Raw genomic sequence first — 18,915 nt, forward strand, 5'->3', positions numbered from 1 at the left:
GGGACGGCTCGCTTCCCACCATGACGGAATATGTCTCCTTGCCCGCGACGCTCCGTACGGCGACGAAAGCATCCAGTCCCTTGTTGCCGAATGCGGCGGCAGCGTCCTGCGCATCCTTCTTGCTGGCCAGCGGCCCAGTCTCCAGATGGAATGGACCTTGTACCCCCGGTTTGTATGCCCCGAGCAAACCAGCCAGCTTGGCGTCTGCCTTCCACTTCGCCGCTGCGGCAGCGGCTTCCGCTTCGTTTCTGTAGACGCCTTCCGTCACTTGATAACGAGCGGCGCCAGTCGTTGCGACGGAGGTCAGAAAGGCTGCGCCTCCGCTTGCCTTAACCTGTTGATAAATCGCAAGCGCCTGCCCGAATGTTGCGGATTCAAACAATTTCGCCTTGTAATCGTCGCTTCCGAATCTGGCGCTGACGCCGGCCGGTATGCCGAACCAGGTCTGTTCTCCATCCGGTTCCCTCACGCCTACGTTTAGCCCCCCTGCAGACGAAAAGGTGGCGGCGGGAGTCGTCGAATCGTATTTGCCGGGAAGACTCAGGAAAAGCGCCACCCTTATCTTATCCAGGGAAGGTACTGCCGCGCTGGAGGTTGATGCCGTCCAGGTGGAAAACAGCAGAGCCATTGCCAGCGTCAACAGCAGTGTGCGACGCCAGGCTCTCATCCCAGTTCGATAAGGTTTCTCCGCTTGCTGCGGCTGCCCTACCTTAATTGCCGTATTTTTCATGATTACTCTCCCTTCTTATGCATATCATGTTGCAGCTGTTGAATCCTGTTCTGTGTTGCCCCCTTGCCTTATGCCATACGTGCAAGCACGGCTTAGGATCTGCCCGGAATCGGCAACCCAAGATGACGGTAGGCGTTATCCGTCGCGATTCTGCCTCTAGGCGTACGCTGAAGGAAACCGATCTGCATCAGATACGGCTCGTAGACGTCTTCGATCGTCTGGCTCTCCTCGCCGATCGTCGCTGCGATCGTATCCAGCCCGACCGGTCTTCCCGAGAACGTCGTCATCATAGCATGCAGCATCTTGTGGTCGATATGATCGAGTCCCATGGGATCCACCTGCAGCAGCTCCAGTGCGGATCTCGCGATTTCATGGGTAATGACGCCGTCGCCCCGCACCTGTGCAAAGTCGCGAACGCGCTTGAGCAGCCTGTTCGCGATACGCGGCGTTCCGCGCGAACGCATCGCGATCTCGGTCGCGGACTCCCCGACAATCGATACGTTTAAAATTTCCGACGCGCGCGATACGATAAAGGCGAGCTCGTCTACCGTGTAGAACTCCAAACGGCTCACGACGCCGAACCGGTCACGCAACGGGGCGGACAACAGCCCGGCACGCGTCGTGGCGCCAATCAACGTAAACGGCGGCAGATCCAGCCTGACCGAGCGGGCGCTTGGGCCTTTGCCGATCATAATATCCAGAGCGAAGTCCTCCATCGCGGGATAGAGCACTTCCTCCACCGTCCGATGCAGCCGGTGAATCTCGTCGATAAACAAGACATCGCCTTCCTGCAGATTCGTAAGCAGCGCCGCCAGATCGCCAGGCCGTTCGATCGCCGGACCTGACGTCGTACGCAAGTTGACGCCCAGTTCGTTAGCAATAATATTGGACAAAGTCGTTTTGCCCAGTCCAGGCGGACCATAGAGCAGCACATGATCCAGCGCTTCCTTGCGCATCTTGGCCGCTTCGATATAGATTTTAAGATTTTCTTTTGCCTGATTCTGTCCGATGTATTCGGCCAAATAACGGGGTCTGAGACTCAGCTCGACCGCCTGGTCTTCCATCATAAGGTTCGCGGAGATAATTCTATCGTCCATGTCCGGCTTCGCTCCTTTCCGTTACCCCTTGAACAGCTGCTGCAGCGCCCGCTTCATTAACGAGTCGACCGTTTCCTCCGGCGTCACGCTGCTCTGCAAACCATTCCAGGCGCGGTCCAGCTCGGCAGACGTATAACCAAGCGCTGCCAGCGCGTCGCGCGCCTCTTCCCATGCCGTTCCGGCTCCTTGCCCGTTACCCGTACCGGCCAAGCCCGGCTCTGCGCCGAAGCCCGCTGCGCTAAGCAGACCTTCGTCGCCGTACCCCGTCAGCTTGTCCTTCAGATCCAGCACCATGCGCTGAGCCGTCTTTTTTCCGATGCCGGGGAGTTTCGTCAGGAACGACAAATTTTCTTGTTGAATCGCGCCCGCGATCGCTTCCGGCCGGCCGGCCGATAAAATGCCAAGCGCTACTCGCGGGCCGATGCCGGATACATCAAGCAGCTTGCGGAACATCGTCTGCTGCTCTCTCGACTCGAACCCGAACAGATGGATCGCATCCTCACGGACATGATGGTGGATATAGACGACTACCGGCTCATTCTTGCCCGCGAACGCATACGGATTCGGCATAAACACGCGATATCCCGTATCTCTGACGTCCATAACGATGTACTCCGTTTCTATATGTACGACCGGACCTCTCAAATAATCGATCATGAACGATTCACCTCGTTGATTTTGTTCGTCAGTACGGCCGAATGGGCATGGCAGATCGCTATGGCAAGCGCGTCCGCTACGTCGTCCGGCTTGGGAACCGCAGACAGCTTAAGGAACATCTTAACCATCTCCTGCACCTGCCTCTTCTCCGCCTTGCCATAGCCGACGACAGCCTGCTTCACTTGCAGAGGCGTATATTCCGCAACGGGAAGTCCCCGCTGGGCCGCCGCCAGAATAATAACGCCGCGAGCCTGTCCAACGGCAAATGCCGTCGTCACGTTGCGGTTGAAGAACAGTTTCTCCACCGCGACGGAATCGGGCTTGTACCGATCCATCAGGGCGCCTGCCGATTCATAAATCTGCACAAGCCTGGTCTCCTGAGGCGTATGAGCCTCCGTTGTAATTGCGCCATATTGCACGGGCGTCAGCTTATGCCCGTTCTTGTCCACGAATCCGAATCCCGCAATGGCTATGCCGGGGTCAATGCCTAATACGCGCAAGCCGCCAACCCCTAACTTATGTAATAACGAAAATATGAGTGCTACGGTTGCAAGCTGCCCTCGCAGCCTTCCCATGTTGCCCGCCCTTCATTATAACAAAAGATACCCGAAATGAGAACGAACGTTTGTTCATTCGCGCTCATGTGTTTCCCGATTGAGCGGGGGGAGGGCATTGTCGTATATTTCACCGCTGCCTTGGTAGAACTGCGGCAGCAAGTCTTGTCGGTTAGTCCGGTGCTCTTGCTGAAGCAAGCACAAAAAAACACTCACCGGTTCAATATCGATGAGTGTTGTTTTGCCGTTCCATTGTGGCAGCGGCCAATTACATATTGTATAAAACTCGAGTGTTTAATAACCTTGCTTCGCTTCGCCCGTTTCCATCGCATAATCGCTGTAGGTCGACAATACGCTGTTATATTCGTCGATGTCGCTAACCCGAATGCCATCCGAAAGCTGATCCAGTTGGTCCTTCGGCAAGCTGCTCTCCATAAACCGGACATCAAGCTGGAAAAATGTCCGCATCACTTTTTCGTTGCTGGGCTCTCCGTCAAACAACGAGAAATTCCCATTGCGGTCCACGCCGAAGTAAGCATTGGACTTGCATTCGGCCGACAAATCGTCAATCTGCTGCATCACGCGGAGCGTCTGCCCATCCTCATCGAGACTGGTGCGCCATTCCGGATGCTGGCTAAGCAGCTTGATGATCGTCTCGGGTTTCATCAACCCGAGCGGCTCTGTCTCCTCGCCGCAAACGTACAAACGATGCAGCATAACTTGAACCGGAGCATTTCTGTCTTGCAGCATGCGGCTGACGGAAGGTTCGTCGAGGGTTGCTTCGCTCGCGAAACTCGCCGATGCATGCTGCGGCATGACTGCCAGCGAGACGAACAAGACTAGTCCGCCTAACTTCCAGATCGGACGGCGATTTCTTCGTATACGCTTTTTGACTTGCTTCCACAGGCTGAACGTCATCATGAGGAAGCCCCCTTTGGCTGGTGATGATATTTGCCCATAGTGTGCGCCAGAAATGGTTAATTATTCAGACTCCGGAAATACATGAACAACAAAACAAGCCCCTTATCGGAGCTTGCCTGCGTTCAGCATTATGAGGGAACTGCATTTGCCTTTGTTTTAACGGTTCAGCCAAGGGCGGCTGCCGCTAGACGTTCTTTTTTTGGGTCGCGGCGCCACTGTCCGGATAACGGCTTTTTTGGCTTTTTTGCGCGGTTTTGAAGTGGCGGATTTGGACAACGACGACTTCTTTTCTTGCTGAAGCTCCAGCTCATCCTCCCGTTTGCCGCCGCAGCCGCAATCATCGTTAGCCGTCGATTGGACAGTCGGCCCGGACGAGACATTAGCATTTTGCTGCCATAACGGCGATGGAGCATATGGTGGGTAAGTCATGGGATAACCGGCTCCGCCGTAAACCGGCGCCGACATGGTGGACATCGTTTGCGGCAAACCTTTGGTAGGCATGCCTGACAATGGCGATACCATTCCAGCATGGTTCGGCATATTGGACAATGGCATCATCATATTATTCTCGCTGACTCCTGCATAACCGCCACCGGGGTATCCCCAGCCCCCCGCGCCGCCATATGGCATCATGGATGGTGCGGGATATCCCATCATGCCTGCGCCTGGCGGGCAATCGTAAGGATACATGGAAGGCTTCTCACCGTAAGGCATCTCGCCGTAAGGCATCATACCCGCATTCGGCAACACCGGAGCAACATTCGGCTGGTTCCCCATATACATGGCTTCCGTAGCAGGCATGTTGTATTGCTGGAACAAGTCCATGTCCATATATTGCATGTATTCCGATTGTGCCGGAGAAACCTTTTGCTCCGCCATCTTCTGAATCGGCAATGCCTTCTGAGCTACGTTCGTCATTGGCGCATAATTGTTCATGCTCATGGGAGATACGTTCGTCGACAACGGCGCATAGTTGTTCATGCTCATGGGCGATACGTTCGTCGACAGTGGCGCATAATTGTTCATGCTCATGGGCGATACGTTTGTCGACAGCGGCGCAACGTTGTTCGTGTTCAGCGGCGATACGTTCGTCGACATCGGTGCAACGTTGTTCGTGTTCACCGGCGATACGTTCGTCGACATCGGTGCAACGTTGTTCGTGTTCAGCGGCGATACGTTCGTCGACATCGGTGCAACGTTGTTCGTGTTCAGCGGCGATACGTTCGTTGACATCGGTGCAACGTTGTTTGTGTTCAGCGGCGATACGTTCGTCGACAGTGGCGCAACGTTGTTCATGCTCATGGGCGATACGTTCGTCGACAGTGGCGCATAATTGTTCGCCGCCATCGGAGCGACGTACGCGTTCGGCAGCGTTTTGCCAGTCGAAAGCGGTGCTACTGCGTTCGGCAATGTCTTGCCTGTCGAGAGCGGCATAATTGACTCGTTCGGCAGCGTTTTGCCAGTCGAAAGCGGTGCTACCGCGTTCGGCAATGTCTTGCCAGTCGAGAGCGGGGCGACATTGGAGGACAAAGGCTCGACTTTATGACCCGAAAGCGGCTCAACCTTCGTCGCGAGCGGTTCGACTTTACCCATAGCCATCGGCTCAACCTTCGTTGCCAGAGGCTCTACTTTGCCCGTTTCCAACGGTTCGATCTTCGTTGCCAGAGGCTCTACTTTGCCCGTTTCCAGCGGTTCGACCTTTGTTGCCAGAGGCTCTACTTTGCCCGTTTCCAGCGGTTCGACCTTTGTTGCCAGAGGCTCTACTTTGCCTTTTTCCAGCGGCTCGACCTTCGTTGCCAGAGGCTCTACCTTGCCTTTTTCCAGCGGCTCGACCTTCGCTTCCTTCTCCTTCTGCTTAGGTGCGGGGGCAGGTACCGGCGAGATCGGTGCTGTAGGAGCCTTTTCTTGCACGGGGGCCGTATTCTTCTTGCCGATAACCGGGGCTGTTGACAACTTGCCGACCATGCCCTGCACGCCCTGCATAATCGAAGTCGGATGCAGCGGATGAACGCCTCCGGTCTGCTTAACCGCCGTATTCATTTTACCCGGCATGGCCGTTGGAGGAACCACAGTGTCCGCCTTCGGAATGTTGACGATCTCGCCCGTCAGCAGGACGTTGGGGTTCTTCAAATGCGGATTCGCGTATACCATCGCCGCCAGCGGCACGCCCCAAGCTTTGGACAGCTTCCAAAGCGTATCTCCTTGCTTGACGACGTGCTGATGCATGACTTCCACGCCTCCGATGCCATTTTGTCCTTGAGCACTTGGAATTTTCAGCTTCATCCCTACTTCCAGCACATCTGGATTCGTAATGCCAGGGTTCAAGCTTAAAATTTCCTCGATCGATACATTGTATTTTTTGCCGATGAAATACAGGGTATCGCCTTTTTTCACGATATGGATTTTCACTCGCCGATGACCTCCTGTCACGTTCTGGATAACTTGGCACGGCTAATGCCTGTTATCAATCTCTACATCCTATGCAGCAAATAGGCAAGTGTCGCCATCTTCGCGCAAAAAAACCTGCCCGGAACATGTCTCCATGTCTTCCGGGCAGGTTGTCGCTAAATAAAATCTCGTTATTCGTATACTTTGACGCCGTCTACTGAAACAATCGCGCGGAATTGTTCCAGCAAATGCGTCGTGATCGGACCGGCTTGTCCGGAGCCGATCTTGCGTCCGTCGACTTCGCGCACTGCGATAACCTCGGCCGCCGTGCCCGTAAAGAACACTTCGTCGGCTACATATACGTCGTGCAGCGTAAACGGCTCTTCCTTAAGCTTGTAGCCGTGTTTGGCGCAAAGCTCCATAATCGCCGCGCGGGTAATGCCTTCCAGCGCTCCAACGTAACAAGGAGGCGTGTAGACGACGTTATTTTTGATAATAAAGATATTATCGCTGGATCCTTCCGCCACGTAGCCTTGGGAGTTCAGCATAATCGCTTCGCCTACTCCGGCAAGATTCGCCTGGATTTTGACCAGGATGTTGTTCAGGTAATTAAGCGACTTGATCTTCGGGTTAAGCGCATCCGGGATATTGCGTCGCTGCGACACGGATACGGATACCAGGCCGTTTTTGTAAGCTTCCTCCGGGTAAATCGAGAGCTGCTCCACGATAATAATGACGAATGCGGAAGGGCAGCGACGCGGATCAAGCCCCAGATTGCCGGGACCGCGGGATACGATGAGCCGAATATATCCGTCGCGCAACTCGTTGCGGCGAATCGTCTCCACGAGCGCGCCCTGCATCTCCTCCAGGGAGAGCGGGATATCGAGCATAATCGATTTCGCAGAGTCGTACAGCCTGTCCAGATGTTCCTTGCACTTAAAGATGTTGCCGTCATAGATGCGAATTCCCTCGAAGATGCCATCTCCGTATAAAAATCCGTGATCGTACACGGATACTTTCGCATCCTCTTTTGTTACGTAATCGCCGTTTAGGTAAATCCATTGCTGTGCCATCTCTGCCCTTGCACCTCCGCGAAATTGTTCATCTTGTATTTGTGTTGGTTCCTTGAAGCCTTGGGAATCGCCTGTTGTTACACCTTCGTGGCTTGAAGTTACAGCAGTTGCTCGTAAGTAAAACTCGGATAACAGCCCAATATGCGAATCTGGCATCCTATGGCTTCGATCTCTTGAAGCGCGGCCGGCAGCAGCACCGTATCCAGCGACATCTCAATCTCGATATAAAAATAATAACTGCCCAGCTTCTTCTTCGTCGGCCTTGACTCGATGCGCGTCAGATTGATGCGGCGCCAGGCGAATGCCGACAGCACCTGATGCAGCGCTCCCGGATAATCCTCCGGCAAAGTGATAAGGATGCTTGTCTTCACGCGGTCCGACTGCCTGGCGGTATACGGCTCCGTCCCTACCAGCATAAATCTCGTATAGTTGTTATCGTGATCCGTTACCTCGGTCGCGAGCAGGTCAAGGCCGTTGTTCGCCGCCGCGCTGCGGGTGCCAATCGCGGCAATTCCTTCGCCGGCATGATCGCTTACGATACGCACGGCTTCGGCCGTGCTGCCCACATGCTCTTTCTCCGCCTGCGGCATATGCTCGCGAAGAAACTGCGTACATTGCGCCATTGCCACTGGATGGCTGATCACCTTTTTGATCGTTGTCAAGTCAGGCTCGCCGGATTGTCCGGAGAACTCCTCCCGTCTTCCGATCAGATTCTGAATGGAGGGATACACCCATTCCGCCTGCATGGGAAGATCGACCTCATGGACCAGCCAATCCAAATGCAGACTGACGGACCCGTCGATCGTGTTCTCCATCGGAATAACGCTGTAGTCGCTGATCCCGTTCACCGTGGACAGGAAGACGTCGGATATAAGCCGATGGTGCTTCCAATTCAGCGTCTCTCCCGCGAACAGTTGTTTTGCCGCTTCGTCGGACACGGAGCCAGCAGGTAATAAAGCTATCGTTTTCATCATGCCCGTTCTCCTTTAATCCGTTCCAGGAAGGTCTCCCCATCATGGTCGGCATCTGCACTCTCTACCGTAACAACTGGACCGGAGACGCACGGCGCGAGCCAGAGGGTCTCCGCCTGGATGCCTTCCTTGCGCAGCGTCTCCTGCAGGAAACTCTCCAGCTCGGCCTTGGAACCGGACTCCGACTCCGCGTCCACGAACGCGATCATTGTCGGCCCCGCTCCGCTGAGCGCAGCTCCAAGCGCGCCGAAGTCCGTCGCGCGCTCCAGAATCTCCGTCATGCCGGGAATAAGAGGCGCACGATAAGGCTGGTGCAGCCGATCCTTCATGGCATGACGGATAAGCCCAAGCTCGCCGCTGGCCAGAGCCGCGACGAGCAGCGAGCTGCAGCCGACGTTAAAGACTGCGTCGGCCATCGCCAGCCCAGAAGGCAATGCATGCCTAGCCTTCTCAGTAGCCAGCTCGAACGCCGGTATGGCTACCAGCGTCTCAAGCCTTGCAGGCGGCTCAATGCGTGCGTGCTGCACGGTCTCGCCATCCCATGCAGCGACGATGATGCCGCCGAACAGCGATGCGCCGACGTTATCCGGATGCCCCTCCAGCTTTGTAGCGAGCTCGAACAGCTTGAGATCGTCCAACGGACTGCCAATCAGGGCGTTTGCCGCGACGAGCGCGGCGATAATGGCGGTCGCGCTGCTCCCAAGACCGCGTGCCAGCGGAATTTCGCTATACATTTCGATCGTAAGCTCCGGCATGCTGACGCCAGCTTCGTCGAATACGAGCTGAGCAACCTTGTAGAGCAGATTGCTTTTGTCCGTGGGCAGCCCATCCATGCCATCCCCGTGCAGCCGGAAGACCGTCTCTCCAGTTTGGGATGCCGACATTTCGATCCATGCGTACATCGAGAGCGCCATGCCGAGAGAATCGAAGCCCGGGCCCAAATTAGCCGTGCTTGCCGGCACCTTAACGGTGACGCGGCGGTTGTCCGTATATGCTTTTTTTACTGCCATTATGCTCTCCATGCTCCCCGCTCCGTTCATTGTATTACCCCTCAACGCGATAGACGCTCTTCACCTTGTAGACCACATCCAGCGATCCGAACGTGTCGATGACCTTCTGGATGGCCGCCTTGCTCGCATCATGCGTAATGATGATGATCTCGGCGTCGGGATTGTTCGGGTTCGGCTGTTGCAGCACCGACTCCAGGCTGACTTCGAATTCGGCAAAAACCTGAGTGATGCGCGCAAGAACGCCTGCACGGTCGGCAACATGCAGCAGGAGAAAATATTTGGACGAAATCTGGTCATCCGATTTCAGCTTCGTCTCCTTATAGTCCGCTACGCCGTTCTGCTTGCCGCTCACGCCGAGTTTCAGGTTCTTTACGACGGCAACCAGATCCGCGACGATGGAAGTAGCCGTTGGCAGCTCTCCGGCGCCCGCTCCGTAGAACATCGTCTCTCCAACCGCATCGCCGTAAACATATACCGCGTTAAACACGCCGTTTACGGATGCGATGGGATGCGTCTGCTTCACCATGGTCGGCTGTACGCTTATGCTGACGAGATCGTCCTGCCTCTCCGCAATGCCAAGCAGCTTCAGCTCATAGCCCAGACGTTTGGCATACAGAATATCCTCCTTGCTGACTTGCGAGATTCCCTTTGCCGATACGTTCGCAAGAGATACGTTCGTCCGGAAGCCAAGCGTCGCCAGAATCGTCATCTTGCGTGCCGCGTCCAAACCCTCCACGTCGGAGGTGGGATCCGCTTCGGCGTAACCAAGTTCCTGCGCTTCCTTCAGCACGTCGCTATAGGAGGCTCCTTCCTGGCTCATCTTCGTCAGAATATAGTTCGTCGTACCGTTAACAATGCCCATGATCTTCGTAATCCGATCGGAAGAAAAGCCGTCGACCAACGTACGCAAAATGGGAATACCGCCAGCTACGCTGGCTTCGTACAAGATGTCGCAGCCATTCTCCTTGGCTTTGGCCACAATCTCCGGTCCGTGGAGCGCCATCAAGTCCTTGTTGGCCGTCACGACATGTTTGCCCCGCGACAATGCCTCGATAATGTATTCCTTTGTTCCCGCAATGCCGCCCATGACTTCTACGACGACATCGATATCGGGATGGCGGATAATATCCCACGGATCCTCCGTCAGCTTATCCGGATCAATGGAGATCGAACGAGACTTCGTCTTATTCTGTACCAGCACCTTCTCAATGACGATCGGCAAACCAACCTGGCTTTGAAGATCCTCCTGATGCCCTTCCACAATACGTACGACGCCCGTTCCCACTGTACCCAGTCCGAGCAATCCTACCTTAATCGGCTTCATCTATATTCCTCCGCTCCATGATTTAACCTTGACCGATGACCGCTGCCTTCCTCACGCCGGATTGCCGCTTCAGCAGTTCCAATAGATCGGACAGTTCTCCTGCAAGTCCCGCGATGTCCACCGACAACACAACATTTGCGAATCCTTGCAGCGGGATGCTCTGATTCATAGTCAGCACATTGCCTTCCTGACCTGCGATCAGTCCCAGCACGCAGGAGAGAACGCCTGCCCTATGCTCCAGCTCCATCGAGATCGTCACGATCCGTTCGCGGGCAATATCGTTCAGCGCGAACACGCCATCCTTGTACTTGTAAAAGGCGCTGCGGCTGAGTCCCGCCCGCTCCACAGCTTCATGAACAGTTGCCACCGCGCCGCTGCTAAGCAGCTCCTTCACTTGAATCGTCTTCAGAATCGCTTCGGGCAATAGTTCCTCCCGGACGACATAATAGCGTTCAGCCACATCCGTCCTCCTCATAAAGACAATTGTACACCTATAGTGGACATTATATCGAAATCCAGGTGGCGCGGCAATAGGCCGATAAAAAAAAGACGACTACCGTCGTCTTTCTCCATGAGAGGCTAAACTTCCCGGTCGCGAAACGCCGGGACAGTCCAACACGAAATTTAGTTGTAAGGGTCGTAATCGGTGCCTTCAAAAAATTCGAACGCGAAATCGCCGATCCGCACCATATCTCCGTCCTTGGCGCCTTCCTTGCGCAGCTTCTCGTCGACGCCCAGCTTACGCATCGTACGTGCAAATCGCATGACGGCATCGTAGGAATTCAGGTTCATCCGCTTCATCATCCGTTCGATGCCTTCGCTCTCGACGACGAATACCTCGTCCTCGCGATGAACCGTGAACGTAATTTCGTCGCGTTTCTCGTACGTGTACACCTTGCGTTCCTCGATGTCCTTCACTTCCTCGACCTCGATCGACGCCTCCACGGTATCCAGTACATCCGCCGCCTTGTACAGCAGTTCCTGAATGCCTTCCTTCGTAAGAGAGGAGATCGGCATAACGACGTAATCCTTATCGCCCTTGACCTCATCCAGTTGCTCCTTGAAGAGGGCCAGCTGCTCCTCCGCTTCCGGCATGTCCATCTTGTTGGCCGCAATGATCTGCGGACGATCCGCCAGCTTCTCGTTATAGTGAGTCAGCTCCGCGTTGATTTTCTGCCAGTCGTCGAACGGATCGCGCCCTTCCGACGCCGCCATATCGATGACGTGAATAATAACCCGCGTTCTCTCCACGTGACGAAGGAACTCGTGGCCAAGACCAACGCCTTCATGAGCGCCTTCGATCAGACCCGGCAGATCCGCCATAACGAAGCTCCGTCCGTCGCCGACGTCGACGACGCCCAAATTCGGCGTAATGGTAGTAAAGTGATAGGCGCCGATCTTCGGCTTGGCACCGGATACGACCGATAACAGCGTAGACTTTCCGACGCTTGGGAAGCCGACCAGACCAACATCCGCCATCACCTTGAGCTCGAGAACGACCCAGCGCTCCTGGCCTTCTTCGCCATTCTCCGAAATATAAGGAGCCGGATTCGTCGGCGTTGCGAATCTGGTATTGCCGCGTCCGCCCCGTCCGCCTTTTGCGACAACAACCTGCTGACCGTGACGCGTCAAATCCGCGATGATTTCGTTTGTGTCGTCGTCAATTATGACCGTTCCCGGGGGGATGCGCACGATCGTGTCGTCGGCACTCGCGCCGTGCATGCTCTTAACCTTGCCGCGCTCGCCGCGCTCGGCCTTGAAGTGCTTTTGGTAACGGAAGTCCATCAACGTTCGAAGCCCTTCGTCTACGCGAAAGATCAGATCTCCTCCGTTGCCGCCGTCACCGCCGGCGGGACCTCCATTCTCTACATATTTTTCGCGGCGGAAGGATACGATGCCGTCCCCGCCGTTTCCGCCTTTTACGAATATTTTTGCCTTGTCGACAAACATGCCATGCCTCCGTTCAAGCGCCTATCTCGCGCAGCTCCGTCTTTAGAACCATCTCATTGTACGACTGTTCCTCGGATATTGGAGAGAGCGATGCGCCTTTCAACTGCTCTTTCATTTTGTGTTGCCATTGCCGTTCGTTGATCAATTCGCCGTCATAATAGAAGGAGGCGTACAGCATGCCGCTCTCCGCCGCCAGCCGCAACCGGAGCAGCGCCTGCTCCCCTGTGCCAGGCTTCGCGGACAACCGATAAACATTGATTGTATGTATAAGCGTTTCCGCTACACGTTCTGCATCCTGTACCATTTCCTGCAAATTAATACCGTTATCGATCTCGACCTCCAGCGCAAGAGAATTCGTCAGCGTGCGAAATGACTGAATATAGCTGATGAGCGAAGGAACGCCAAGCCGGGAGATTGCGCTTTCGGCATTCATTCTATCCCTTATTTTCTCCACGCAGCCCACCGTCTTATCCAGCTTGCCGAGTCGAATGTATCCATAAAGCACTTGAAGATCGTTCATCCAGTCATGCCGATGATGATTTAAAGTACGGACGCCGGCTGACTGCATGGCGGTAATCGTAGCCGTAATTCGAGCCCGATGCTCCATTCGTTCGCTGCGAATCCAATAGGCCGCAGCGGCCCCAATCCAGATCAAGCAACCGATTATAAGCAAGCGGCTGCCTGGCCAGACCAGAAGCGCGGCTGCCGGCGCGATCGCCGTCGCCGCGACATAATACTTTGCCTTTGTCATGGCTATCATGCCCAGAACCTGCCTTCTTAAGGGAATTGCTAGCTGCTAGCTTTCCCAGTATAACACGCTCGTCCAAAGCGGTCATTAGCAAAGGTGAAACTGCCGCGCCGTTCTTTTGGAGCGCAGTACGTTTCATAACGAGAAGTATAGAAAACGTATGCCGAATGCTTTCCTATAATTTCGAAAAGCGCGCGAAGGCGGCCACGACATCGTCTGCTAGAGGGCTTTCCCGACAATGACAAAAGCCCCGGACCAAGACATGCTGGCCGGGGCTGGTGGTTGCAAATTAAGCTTCTACTGCAGCTGCAACAGGAGCTTGATCAACAGGGTATACGCTCACTTTCTTACGATCGCGACCCAGACGCTCGAACTTGACAACGCCGTCTACTTTCGCGAACAACGTATCGTCCTTGCCGATGCCTACGTTCGTTCCCGGGTGGATCTTCGTTCCGCGTTGACGGAACAGGATGCTTCCGCCGGATACGATTTGACCGTCCGCACGTTTAGCGCCAAGGCGCTTGGATTGCGAGTCGCGTCCGTTCTTCGTGGAACCTACGCCCTTCTTGGATGCGAACAACTGAAGATTCAGTTTCAACATGGAGTACCCCTCCTTCTTGAATTGATAACGTCTCGCAGGACAGCCTTATCGGAGCTGCTCCTGGATAACGACGTGCTTGCCGTATGATGTAGCGATCGTCTCAAGCATGACAACCATGCCTTCGAGCAGCAGCTGCATGCGGCTGTCCGACTCCGCATCGGGCAGAACCGGAACATCCGAGGACAGCCAGCCGTTCTTAACCGTGGCAGGCAGCTCGATCCCCGCTAAAGTCTCAATCGCGTTAACCGTGCCGACCGATACCGCCGACACGCCGGCGCAGACGATGTCCTTGCCGGGCTTCGCATATTTGGCATGTCCTTCGACCGCAAACGATACGATGCGCCTATCCTTCGCATTCCTTACGAGAGTAACTGTAATCATAGCTCAAATCCTCATGCTTACGCTTGGATTTTCTCGATCGTTACTTTCGTGTAAGGTTGACGATGGCCTTGCTTGCGACGGTAGTTCTTTTTGGCTTTGAATTTGTAAACGATGATCTTTTGGCCTTTGCCGTGTTTCTCGACTTTGCCAGTAACGCTTGCGCCGGAAACCACCGGAGCTCCCGTTACAAGACCGTCCTTGCCGGATACGGCCAGAACGCGATCGAACGTTACGCTTTCGCCTTCGCTGCCGTTCAGTTTCTCGATGTAGATCACATCGCCTTCCTGAACTTTGTATTGCTTGCCGCCAGTTTCGATGATTGCGAACATAATAGGTGCACCTCCTTATTTTCGAAGACTCGCCTGAGTCAGGTGGCAAATCGCTGATGCGCTGCGCTTATGTAACCTGTTCGGAGCGGTACCTGTACGTCAGTTTCAATAATGATACGTAACATACACCAAAACAGTTTATCACATTACACTATACGGTTTCAAGAGGTTGTTTAAAAGGTTGTTCAAAAAATTCGCTTTTGATCACATCTTCTCCATTATGAGCGCTGAGCCAAATGATGGCTTGCGCCCATACGCGCTTTTTTGCGCGTCAACTCCATCAGTCCCAGTCGGGTCCAGCCCACAATGGACGTCTTCGTACCGTCCCGGAGTGCCTCCTCCACCAGCCTTGCAAGCACTTTGGATCGGCTCTCTTCGCGTTCCATATCTATAAAATCGATGATGACAATGCCGCCGACATCGCGCACTCGCAGCAGCCTGCCAATAAGCGAAGCCGCCTCCAAGTTGGTACGGAACACCGTATCCTCCAAATTGTCCGAGCCGGTAAACTTGCCCGTATTCACGTCAATGACGGTCAGCGCCTCCGTCTCTTCCCAGATGAGGTAGCTCCCGCTCCCCATAGGTATTCGTCTCAAGAACGCCGTCTCGATCTGCTCCGCGACCCGGAACTCCTGAAATATGCCGCGGCCGCCGCCGCCTCTGTAAAGCTTGACCCGCCCGTCGAACGCAGGCGAGATGTCTTTGAGCAGCTCCGTCGCTTCGCCGAAACGGGCCGAATGGTCGATCCAGAGCTCGTCCATATCGGAGGAAAACGTATCGCGGATTACTCGGTGCAGCAACCCTTCTTCGCAATGCAATATGGCCGGCGCGACCGCGTGTATCGCCTTGTCACCGATCGAGCGCCAGCGCTCCCTCAGCTTGGACACATCGGCCTGCAGCGACTCCAGCTCCTCGCCTTCGGCTGCGGTTCGCATAATAATGCCTTCTTCGTCGAGCTTCAACCGCTCGCCGGCTATGCGAAGGCGCTCTCGCTCCGTCTCGCTGGCCACCTTCTTGGATACGCCGACGTAATCGGCGAACGGCAGATAGACAAGCCAGCGTCCAGGCAAATTGAAGTGCGTCGTCACGCGCGCTCCCTTTCCGCCAAGCGGATCTTTGACAACCTGCACGATGATATCCTGTCCCGGCTGCGCCAGTTCCCGGATAGGAGGTTTGTTTTTAGGCTGCTTGTCCGCATGGGGATGAAGCATATCGTCAATGTACAAGAAGGCGTTTTTGCCGATGCCGATATCGACGAAGGCCGCATCCATCCCCGGCAGCACGTTTACGATTTTTCCCTTGTAAATGTTGCCCACCAGACTCGCGCCACTCGAACGTTCCATTAAAAAATCCGTCAGCTGCCCGTTCTCCAGAACGGCCGTCTGCAGCGTATCGCCATCCACGTGCATAAGCATCTGCTTCATTAAACAACCATTCCTTCTGTCGCTTTTCCTCTATTCTAGCCCAAAAGCTCCCGGACTGCACGGTTTGGATTCAAACCGGACAAGCAGCTCTCCACAATCTGGTCTTCCGCCAGCACGCGCAGCTCCTTGCCGGACGGATCCAGCACATAGATCAGATGATAACGTTCCCGATTAAGACTCTTGGCAACGGACAATATCGATTGATAGCCGTTAACGATGATCGGCGTCGCCTTTTTCCCGTTATCCAGCGCGGTCAGGGAGGAGCGGCGCCGATGGGTCAGAAATCGCACGAACAAATAAGGCACATTTCGATAGTATGTCCAGTTGCTGAGCAGCAGGAATACGCCAACGACCAGAAGATTCAGCTGTACGCCGTCCCCGTAACCAGGAATCCATAGAGGCGCCGCGGCGGCCGCGGTCATAATCATGCTAAAGCCAAGGCTGAGTCTTGCCGACCAAAGCAACGTTTGATAATAGTTCAGGAATACGCTGATCATCGAATGGGATAGCTTGCCTCCGTCGAGCGGATGAATCGGAAGCAGGTTAAATAAAGCAATCATCATATTAGCCTGTACAACATAGTCCGCCCATGGTTCGCTCCACAATCCCGTCACGCCGCAGGTCCAAGCCAGCAGCCCCATCCATACGTTCTGAAGAGGTCCTGCAAGTGCCACGAGGGCTTCTTCCCTTGCGCCGGCGCCTCCCGCCTCGACCTCTGCCACTCCTCCGAATGGAAGTAGCTTAACCTCCTTGATCCGCCATCCGAAGCTTTTGGCCGCGAATACATGTCCAAGCTCGTGTACGATGACGATGAGAAATAACACCGTTAATTCGGCAAAATATCCCGTAATGGCGGAAGCCATCATGATCATTACGAATAGAGGATGAATAGACCACGCGATCCCGCGCCACTTAATCAAGCGTGATCACATCCAGCGGGTCCATATAACGGTCGCCTTGCTTCACAGAGAAGTAGAACAAGCTTTGCCCGCTCGCATCTCCCTCCTGCAGCTTCCCGATAATATCGCCAGCCTCTACCCAGTCGTTTACCGCTACATCCGCTCGGCCAAGCTTGCCGTAGATGGTTACGCGGTTGTTGGCATGTTGAATGAGAATGCTTTCCTCCGTCACCATAATCACTCTGCCCGTCTCCGCTGCGGCAACGGGTGCCTCAGACGAACCGGACAGTTCAATTCCATTAAGCGTCTCCGCAAAGGTACGAATTAGAGAAGCATCTTCGATCGGCACGACGGCCGCCTTCCTCACAACTCCGTTTACCCCGACGGCGCCTTGATCCTCGCCGCGAAACATCGGTATGAAGGATGGCGCTCCCGCGAACGCTTGCTTGTACCACATCGCTGCCGCCGCAAAATCGATTTCTTGCGTCAACGCCTGCTTTACGTATTGCTGACCTCGCAGCGCCAAATCGTTGCTGGTTTGAAACATGGCGTAAATAACGCCAAACGCGAGAAGCGCAACAATCGTCTTCCAGCGCAGGCTGTGCAGAAAACGCCTCCAGCCGCTGCGGGGCGGGGAGGAATCGTCGTATGTGCGCGTCTGCCTGACATAACTCTGCTTGCCTCCCGGAATGACCGTTTCCTCCTCCCAGGAGACCCAAGGGTTAGGATTACGCTTCCAGGCAACTTCTGGATCATGAGGATCATCCGATATTTCCTCGCGATCCCCTCCACGTTCGCTGCTCGCTGACGGCCCTTCCGGGAACATTAAATGCATCTCGTCCTGCCCTTGTGAGCCTGGTCTCTTAGGTTCCGCTGCAACCTGCTTGCGTTTCTTGCCTGGCCATGGATGCGACTCATGCACAGACTCCTCGCGTTCGTGTTCAGGCCACGGGTGCGACCCATGCACGAACTTCTTGTCTTTGTTGCCCGGCCTCGGGGGCGACTTATGCATGGACGCCTCGCGTTCGTGGCCAGGCCACGAGTGCGACTCATACGCGGACTCCCCGCGTTCATTGCCGAGTCGCGGGTGCGACACGCGTTCTCCTTGACGTCGCTGCTCTTGCTGCCTCTGCAGCATATCCACCTTATTCTCCTGCCGTTCAGAAGCCGCATATTCCTCGAGCAGTAACTTTATTTTCTCATGCCTTCGATGCCTTACGTCATCCCTCAGTCCCATATGGACCATCCTCCCCGCTGCCTTGTCCTATCTTCATATTTATGAAGCTCCAAGGACAAGTATGCGAACAAGCCTGCAACCGTTGGGACAAGGTGAAACGGCTACGCCGTCCTTTGGCGGCACGGTGCGTTTCATTACGAGAAATATAGAAAAGGTATGAAAAAAACATATACTTTCCTATATTTGAACATTAAACATGTTGCTCTAATGGAGGTTGAAAGCAGAATTGAACGGGCCGGCAGCTGAGTTAACTGGTCTGAAGTCAGTGATAAAGGGAAATCCTCCCTTTATTTTTCCGGTTTCCCCTTCACAGGGCGAATTAGTTGGAAAAAAGCCCTCTATTTCCGAACAAATCAACTTTTCCTAACGCCACCCAGACGTTTAGTTGGACAATTTCCCTTTATTTCCCCAGAACTACCCGAAATCCAAAAAATAAAGGGACTTTTTCCCTTTATTGAATTCCCACATTAAGCGAAACGAAAGGACGCAAAGTCCGATGAACACCAGTCTTCCTAAGCCAATATGACAATAAGACAATAAGCCGCTCGGAACCTCATAACCATTTGCCACCCAAATCGGAGCGCACAACAGGCAGGCCGCCGCGGAATCGTCCGCAGCGGC

The 18,915-nt window shown here is 54.7% G+C and carries 18 protein-coding genes and 1 pseudogene; all 19 read right to left on the reverse strand.

Features of this window, described 5'->3' with window-relative positions:
* Nucleotides 1-730, reverse strand: a pseudogene (locus PAT3040_RS16590) (SpoIID/LytB domain-containing protein); the annotation flags it as partial.
* A gap of 92 nt (nucleotides 731-822) precedes the next feature.
* Nucleotides 823-1,827: a Holliday junction branch migration DNA helicase RuvB gene (gene ruvB / locus PAT3040_RS16595; RefSeq protein ID WP_087566501.1), complete on the reverse strand. Its 1,005-nt coding sequence runs from the start codon at nucleotides 1,825-1,827 to the stop codon at nucleotides 823-825.
* Between the two features lie 21 nt (nucleotides 1,828-1,848).
* Nucleotides 1,849-2,484, reverse strand: a complete 636-nt coding sequence (gene ruvA, locus PAT3040_RS16600; RefSeq protein WP_108993613.1) for a Holliday junction branch migration protein RuvA — start codon at nucleotides 2,482-2,484, stop codon at nucleotides 1,849-1,851.
* Nucleotides 2,481-2,984, reverse strand: coding sequence for a crossover junction endodeoxyribonuclease RuvC (ruvC, locus tag PAT3040_RS16605; protein WP_087566900.1), 504 nt, complete (start codon nucleotides 2,982-2,984; stop codon nucleotides 2,481-2,483). Before ruvC ends, ruvA begins: the two co-directional genes overlap by 4 nt.
* A gap of 348 nt (nucleotides 2,985-3,332) precedes the next feature.
* Nucleotides 3,333-3,959, reverse strand: a complete 627-nt coding sequence (locus tag PAT3040_RS16610; RefSeq protein WP_087566503.1) for a BofC C-terminal domain-containing protein — start codon at nucleotides 3,957-3,959, stop codon at nucleotides 3,333-3,335.
* Between the two features lie 156 nt (nucleotides 3,960-4,115).
* Nucleotides 4,116-6,368, reverse strand: a complete 2,253-nt coding sequence (locus PAT3040_RS16615) for a LysM peptidoglycan-binding domain-containing protein (protein WP_108993614.1) — start codon at nucleotides 6,366-6,368, stop codon at nucleotides 4,116-4,118.
* A 170-nt stretch (nucleotides 6,369-6,538) separates the two neighbouring features.
* A complete protein-coding gene (gene ilvE / locus PAT3040_RS16620) occupies nucleotides 6,539-7,420 on the reverse strand; it encodes a branched-chain-amino-acid transaminase (protein ID WP_087566505.1) in 882 nt (293 codons plus the stop codon).
* 98 nt (nucleotides 7,421-7,518) lie between these two features.
* Nucleotides 7,519-8,391, reverse strand: coding sequence for a prephenate dehydratase (gene pheA / locus PAT3040_RS16625; RefSeq protein ID WP_108993615.1), 873 nt, complete (start codon nucleotides 8,389-8,391; stop codon nucleotides 7,519-7,521).
* The gene (gene thrB / locus PAT3040_RS16630) at nucleotides 8,391-9,401 is read right to left on the reverse strand and encodes a homoserine kinase (RefSeq protein ID WP_087566901.1); all 1,011 of its coding nucleotides are present in this window, start codon (nucleotides 9,399-9,401) and stop codon (nucleotides 8,391-8,393) included. The genes pheA and thrB overlap by 1 nt, the downstream gene beginning before the upstream one ends.
* A gap of 34 nt (nucleotides 9,402-9,435) precedes the next feature.
* A complete protein-coding gene (locus PAT3040_RS16635; RefSeq protein WP_087566507.1) occupies nucleotides 9,436-10,725 on the reverse strand; it encodes a homoserine dehydrogenase in 1,290 nt (429 codons plus the stop codon).
* Between the two features lie 22 nt (nucleotides 10,726-10,747).
* A complete protein-coding gene (locus tag PAT3040_RS16640; RefSeq protein WP_087566508.1) occupies nucleotides 10,748-11,185 on the reverse strand; it encodes an ACT domain-containing protein in 438 nt (145 codons plus the stop codon).
* 164 nt (nucleotides 11,186-11,349) lie between these two features.
* The gene (gene obgE, locus PAT3040_RS16645) at nucleotides 11,350-12,675 is read right to left on the reverse strand and encodes a GTPase ObgE (RefSeq protein ID WP_108993616.1); all 1,326 of its coding nucleotides are present in this window, start codon (nucleotides 12,673-12,675) and stop codon (nucleotides 11,350-11,352) included.
* 13 nt (nucleotides 12,676-12,688) lie between these two features.
* Nucleotides 12,689-13,435: a Spo0B domain-containing protein gene (locus PAT3040_RS16650; RefSeq protein ID WP_108993617.1), complete on the reverse strand. Its 747-nt coding sequence runs from the start codon at nucleotides 13,433-13,435 to the stop codon at nucleotides 12,689-12,691.
* A 277-nt stretch (nucleotides 13,436-13,712) separates the two neighbouring features.
* Nucleotides 13,713-14,024, reverse strand: a complete 312-nt coding sequence (rpmA, locus tag PAT3040_RS16655) for a 50S ribosomal protein L27 (protein WP_087566511.1) — start codon at nucleotides 14,022-14,024, stop codon at nucleotides 13,713-13,715.
* Nucleotides 14,025-14,069: 45 nt separating this feature from the next.
* Nucleotides 14,070-14,405 (reverse strand): ribosomal-processing cysteine protease Prp, encoded by a 336-nt coding sequence (locus PAT3040_RS16660; RefSeq protein WP_108993618.1) that lies wholly within the window; start codon nucleotides 14,403-14,405, stop codon nucleotides 14,070-14,072.
* A 17-nt stretch (nucleotides 14,406-14,422) separates the two neighbouring features.
* Nucleotides 14,423-14,734, reverse strand: a complete 312-nt coding sequence (rplU, locus tag PAT3040_RS16665; protein WP_087566513.1) for a 50S ribosomal protein L21 — start codon at nucleotides 14,732-14,734, stop codon at nucleotides 14,423-14,425.
* Between the two features lie 218 nt (nucleotides 14,735-14,952).
* The gene (locus PAT3040_RS16670) at nucleotides 14,953-16,158 is read right to left on the reverse strand and encodes an Rne/Rng family ribonuclease (protein WP_256975514.1); all 1,206 of its coding nucleotides are present in this window, start codon (nucleotides 16,156-16,158) and stop codon (nucleotides 14,953-14,955) included.
* Nucleotides 16,159-16,193: 35 nt separating this feature from the next.
* Nucleotides 16,194-17,078, reverse strand: a complete 885-nt coding sequence (locus PAT3040_RS16675; protein WP_108993619.1) for a M50 family metallopeptidase — start codon at nucleotides 17,076-17,078, stop codon at nucleotides 16,194-16,196.
* Nucleotides 17,071-18,294, reverse strand: a complete 1,224-nt coding sequence (locus PAT3040_RS16680) for a M23 family metallopeptidase (protein ID WP_181376664.1) — start codon at nucleotides 18,292-18,294, stop codon at nucleotides 17,071-17,073. Before PAT3040_RS16680 ends, PAT3040_RS16675 begins: the two co-directional genes overlap by 8 nt.
* Nucleotides 18,295-18,915: the final 621 nt, after the last annotated feature.

The sequence above is a fragment of the Paenibacillus agaridevorans genome, from assembly GCF_003112455.1.
In the GTDB taxonomy this organism is placed as follows: Bacteria; Bacillota; Bacilli; order Paenibacillales; family Paenibacillaceae; genus Pristimantibacillus; species Pristimantibacillus agaridevorans.

Bases quoted from the DNA above. Each gene is read 5' to 3' on its own strand.
- PAT3040_RS16660 (WP_108993618.1), bottom strand. From the start codon at position 14,405: ATGATTACAGTTACTCTCGTAAGGAATGCGAAGGATAGGCGCATCGTA.
- rpmA (WP_087566511.1), bottom strand. From the start codon at position 14,024: ATGTTGAAACTGAATCTTCAGTTGTTCGCATCCAAGAAGGGCGTAGGT.
- rplU (WP_087566513.1), bottom strand. From the start codon at position 14,734: ATGTTCGCAATCATCGAAACTGGCGGCAAGCAATACAAAGTTCAGGAA.
- PAT3040_RS16650 (WP_108993617.1), bottom strand. From the start codon at position 13,435: ATGATAGCCATGACAAAGGCAAAGTATTATGTCGCGGCGACGGCGATC.
- ilvE (WP_087566505.1), bottom strand. From the start codon at position 7,420: ATGGCACAGCAATGGATTTACCTAAACGGCGATTACGTAACAAAAGAG.
- PAT3040_RS16635 (WP_087566507.1), bottom strand. From the start codon at position 10,725: ATGAAGCCGATTAAGGTAGGATTGCTCGGACTGGGTACAGTGGGAACG.
- obgE (WP_108993616.1), bottom strand. From the start codon at position 12,675: ATGTTTGTCGACAAGGCAAAAATATTCGTAAAAGGCGGAAACGGCGGG.
- PAT3040_RS16610 (WP_087566503.1), bottom strand. From the start codon at position 3,959: ATGATGACGTTCAGCCTGTGGAAGCAAGTCAAAAAGCGTATACGAAGA.
- PAT3040_RS16680 (WP_181376664.1), bottom strand. From the start codon at position 18,294: ATGGGACTGAGGGATGACGTAAGGCATCGAAGGCATGAGAAAATAAAG.
- ruvA (WP_108993613.1), bottom strand. From the start codon at position 2,484: ATGATCGATTATTTGAGAGGTCCGGTCGTACATATAGAAACGGAGTAC.
- pheA (WP_108993615.1), bottom strand. From the start codon at position 8,391: ATGAAAACGATAGCTTTATTACCTGCTGGCTCCGTGTCCGACGAAGCG.
- PAT3040_RS16670 (WP_256975514.1), bottom strand. From the start codon at position 16,158: ATGAAGCAGATGCTTATGCACGTGGATGGCGATACGCTGCAGACGGCC.
- thrB (WP_087566901.1), bottom strand. From the start codon at position 9,401: ATGGCAGTAAAAAAAGCATATACGGACAACCGCCGCGTCACCGTTAAG.
- ruvB (WP_087566501.1), bottom strand. From the start codon at position 1,827: ATGGACGATAGAATTATCTCCGCGAACCTTATGATGGAAGACCAGGCG.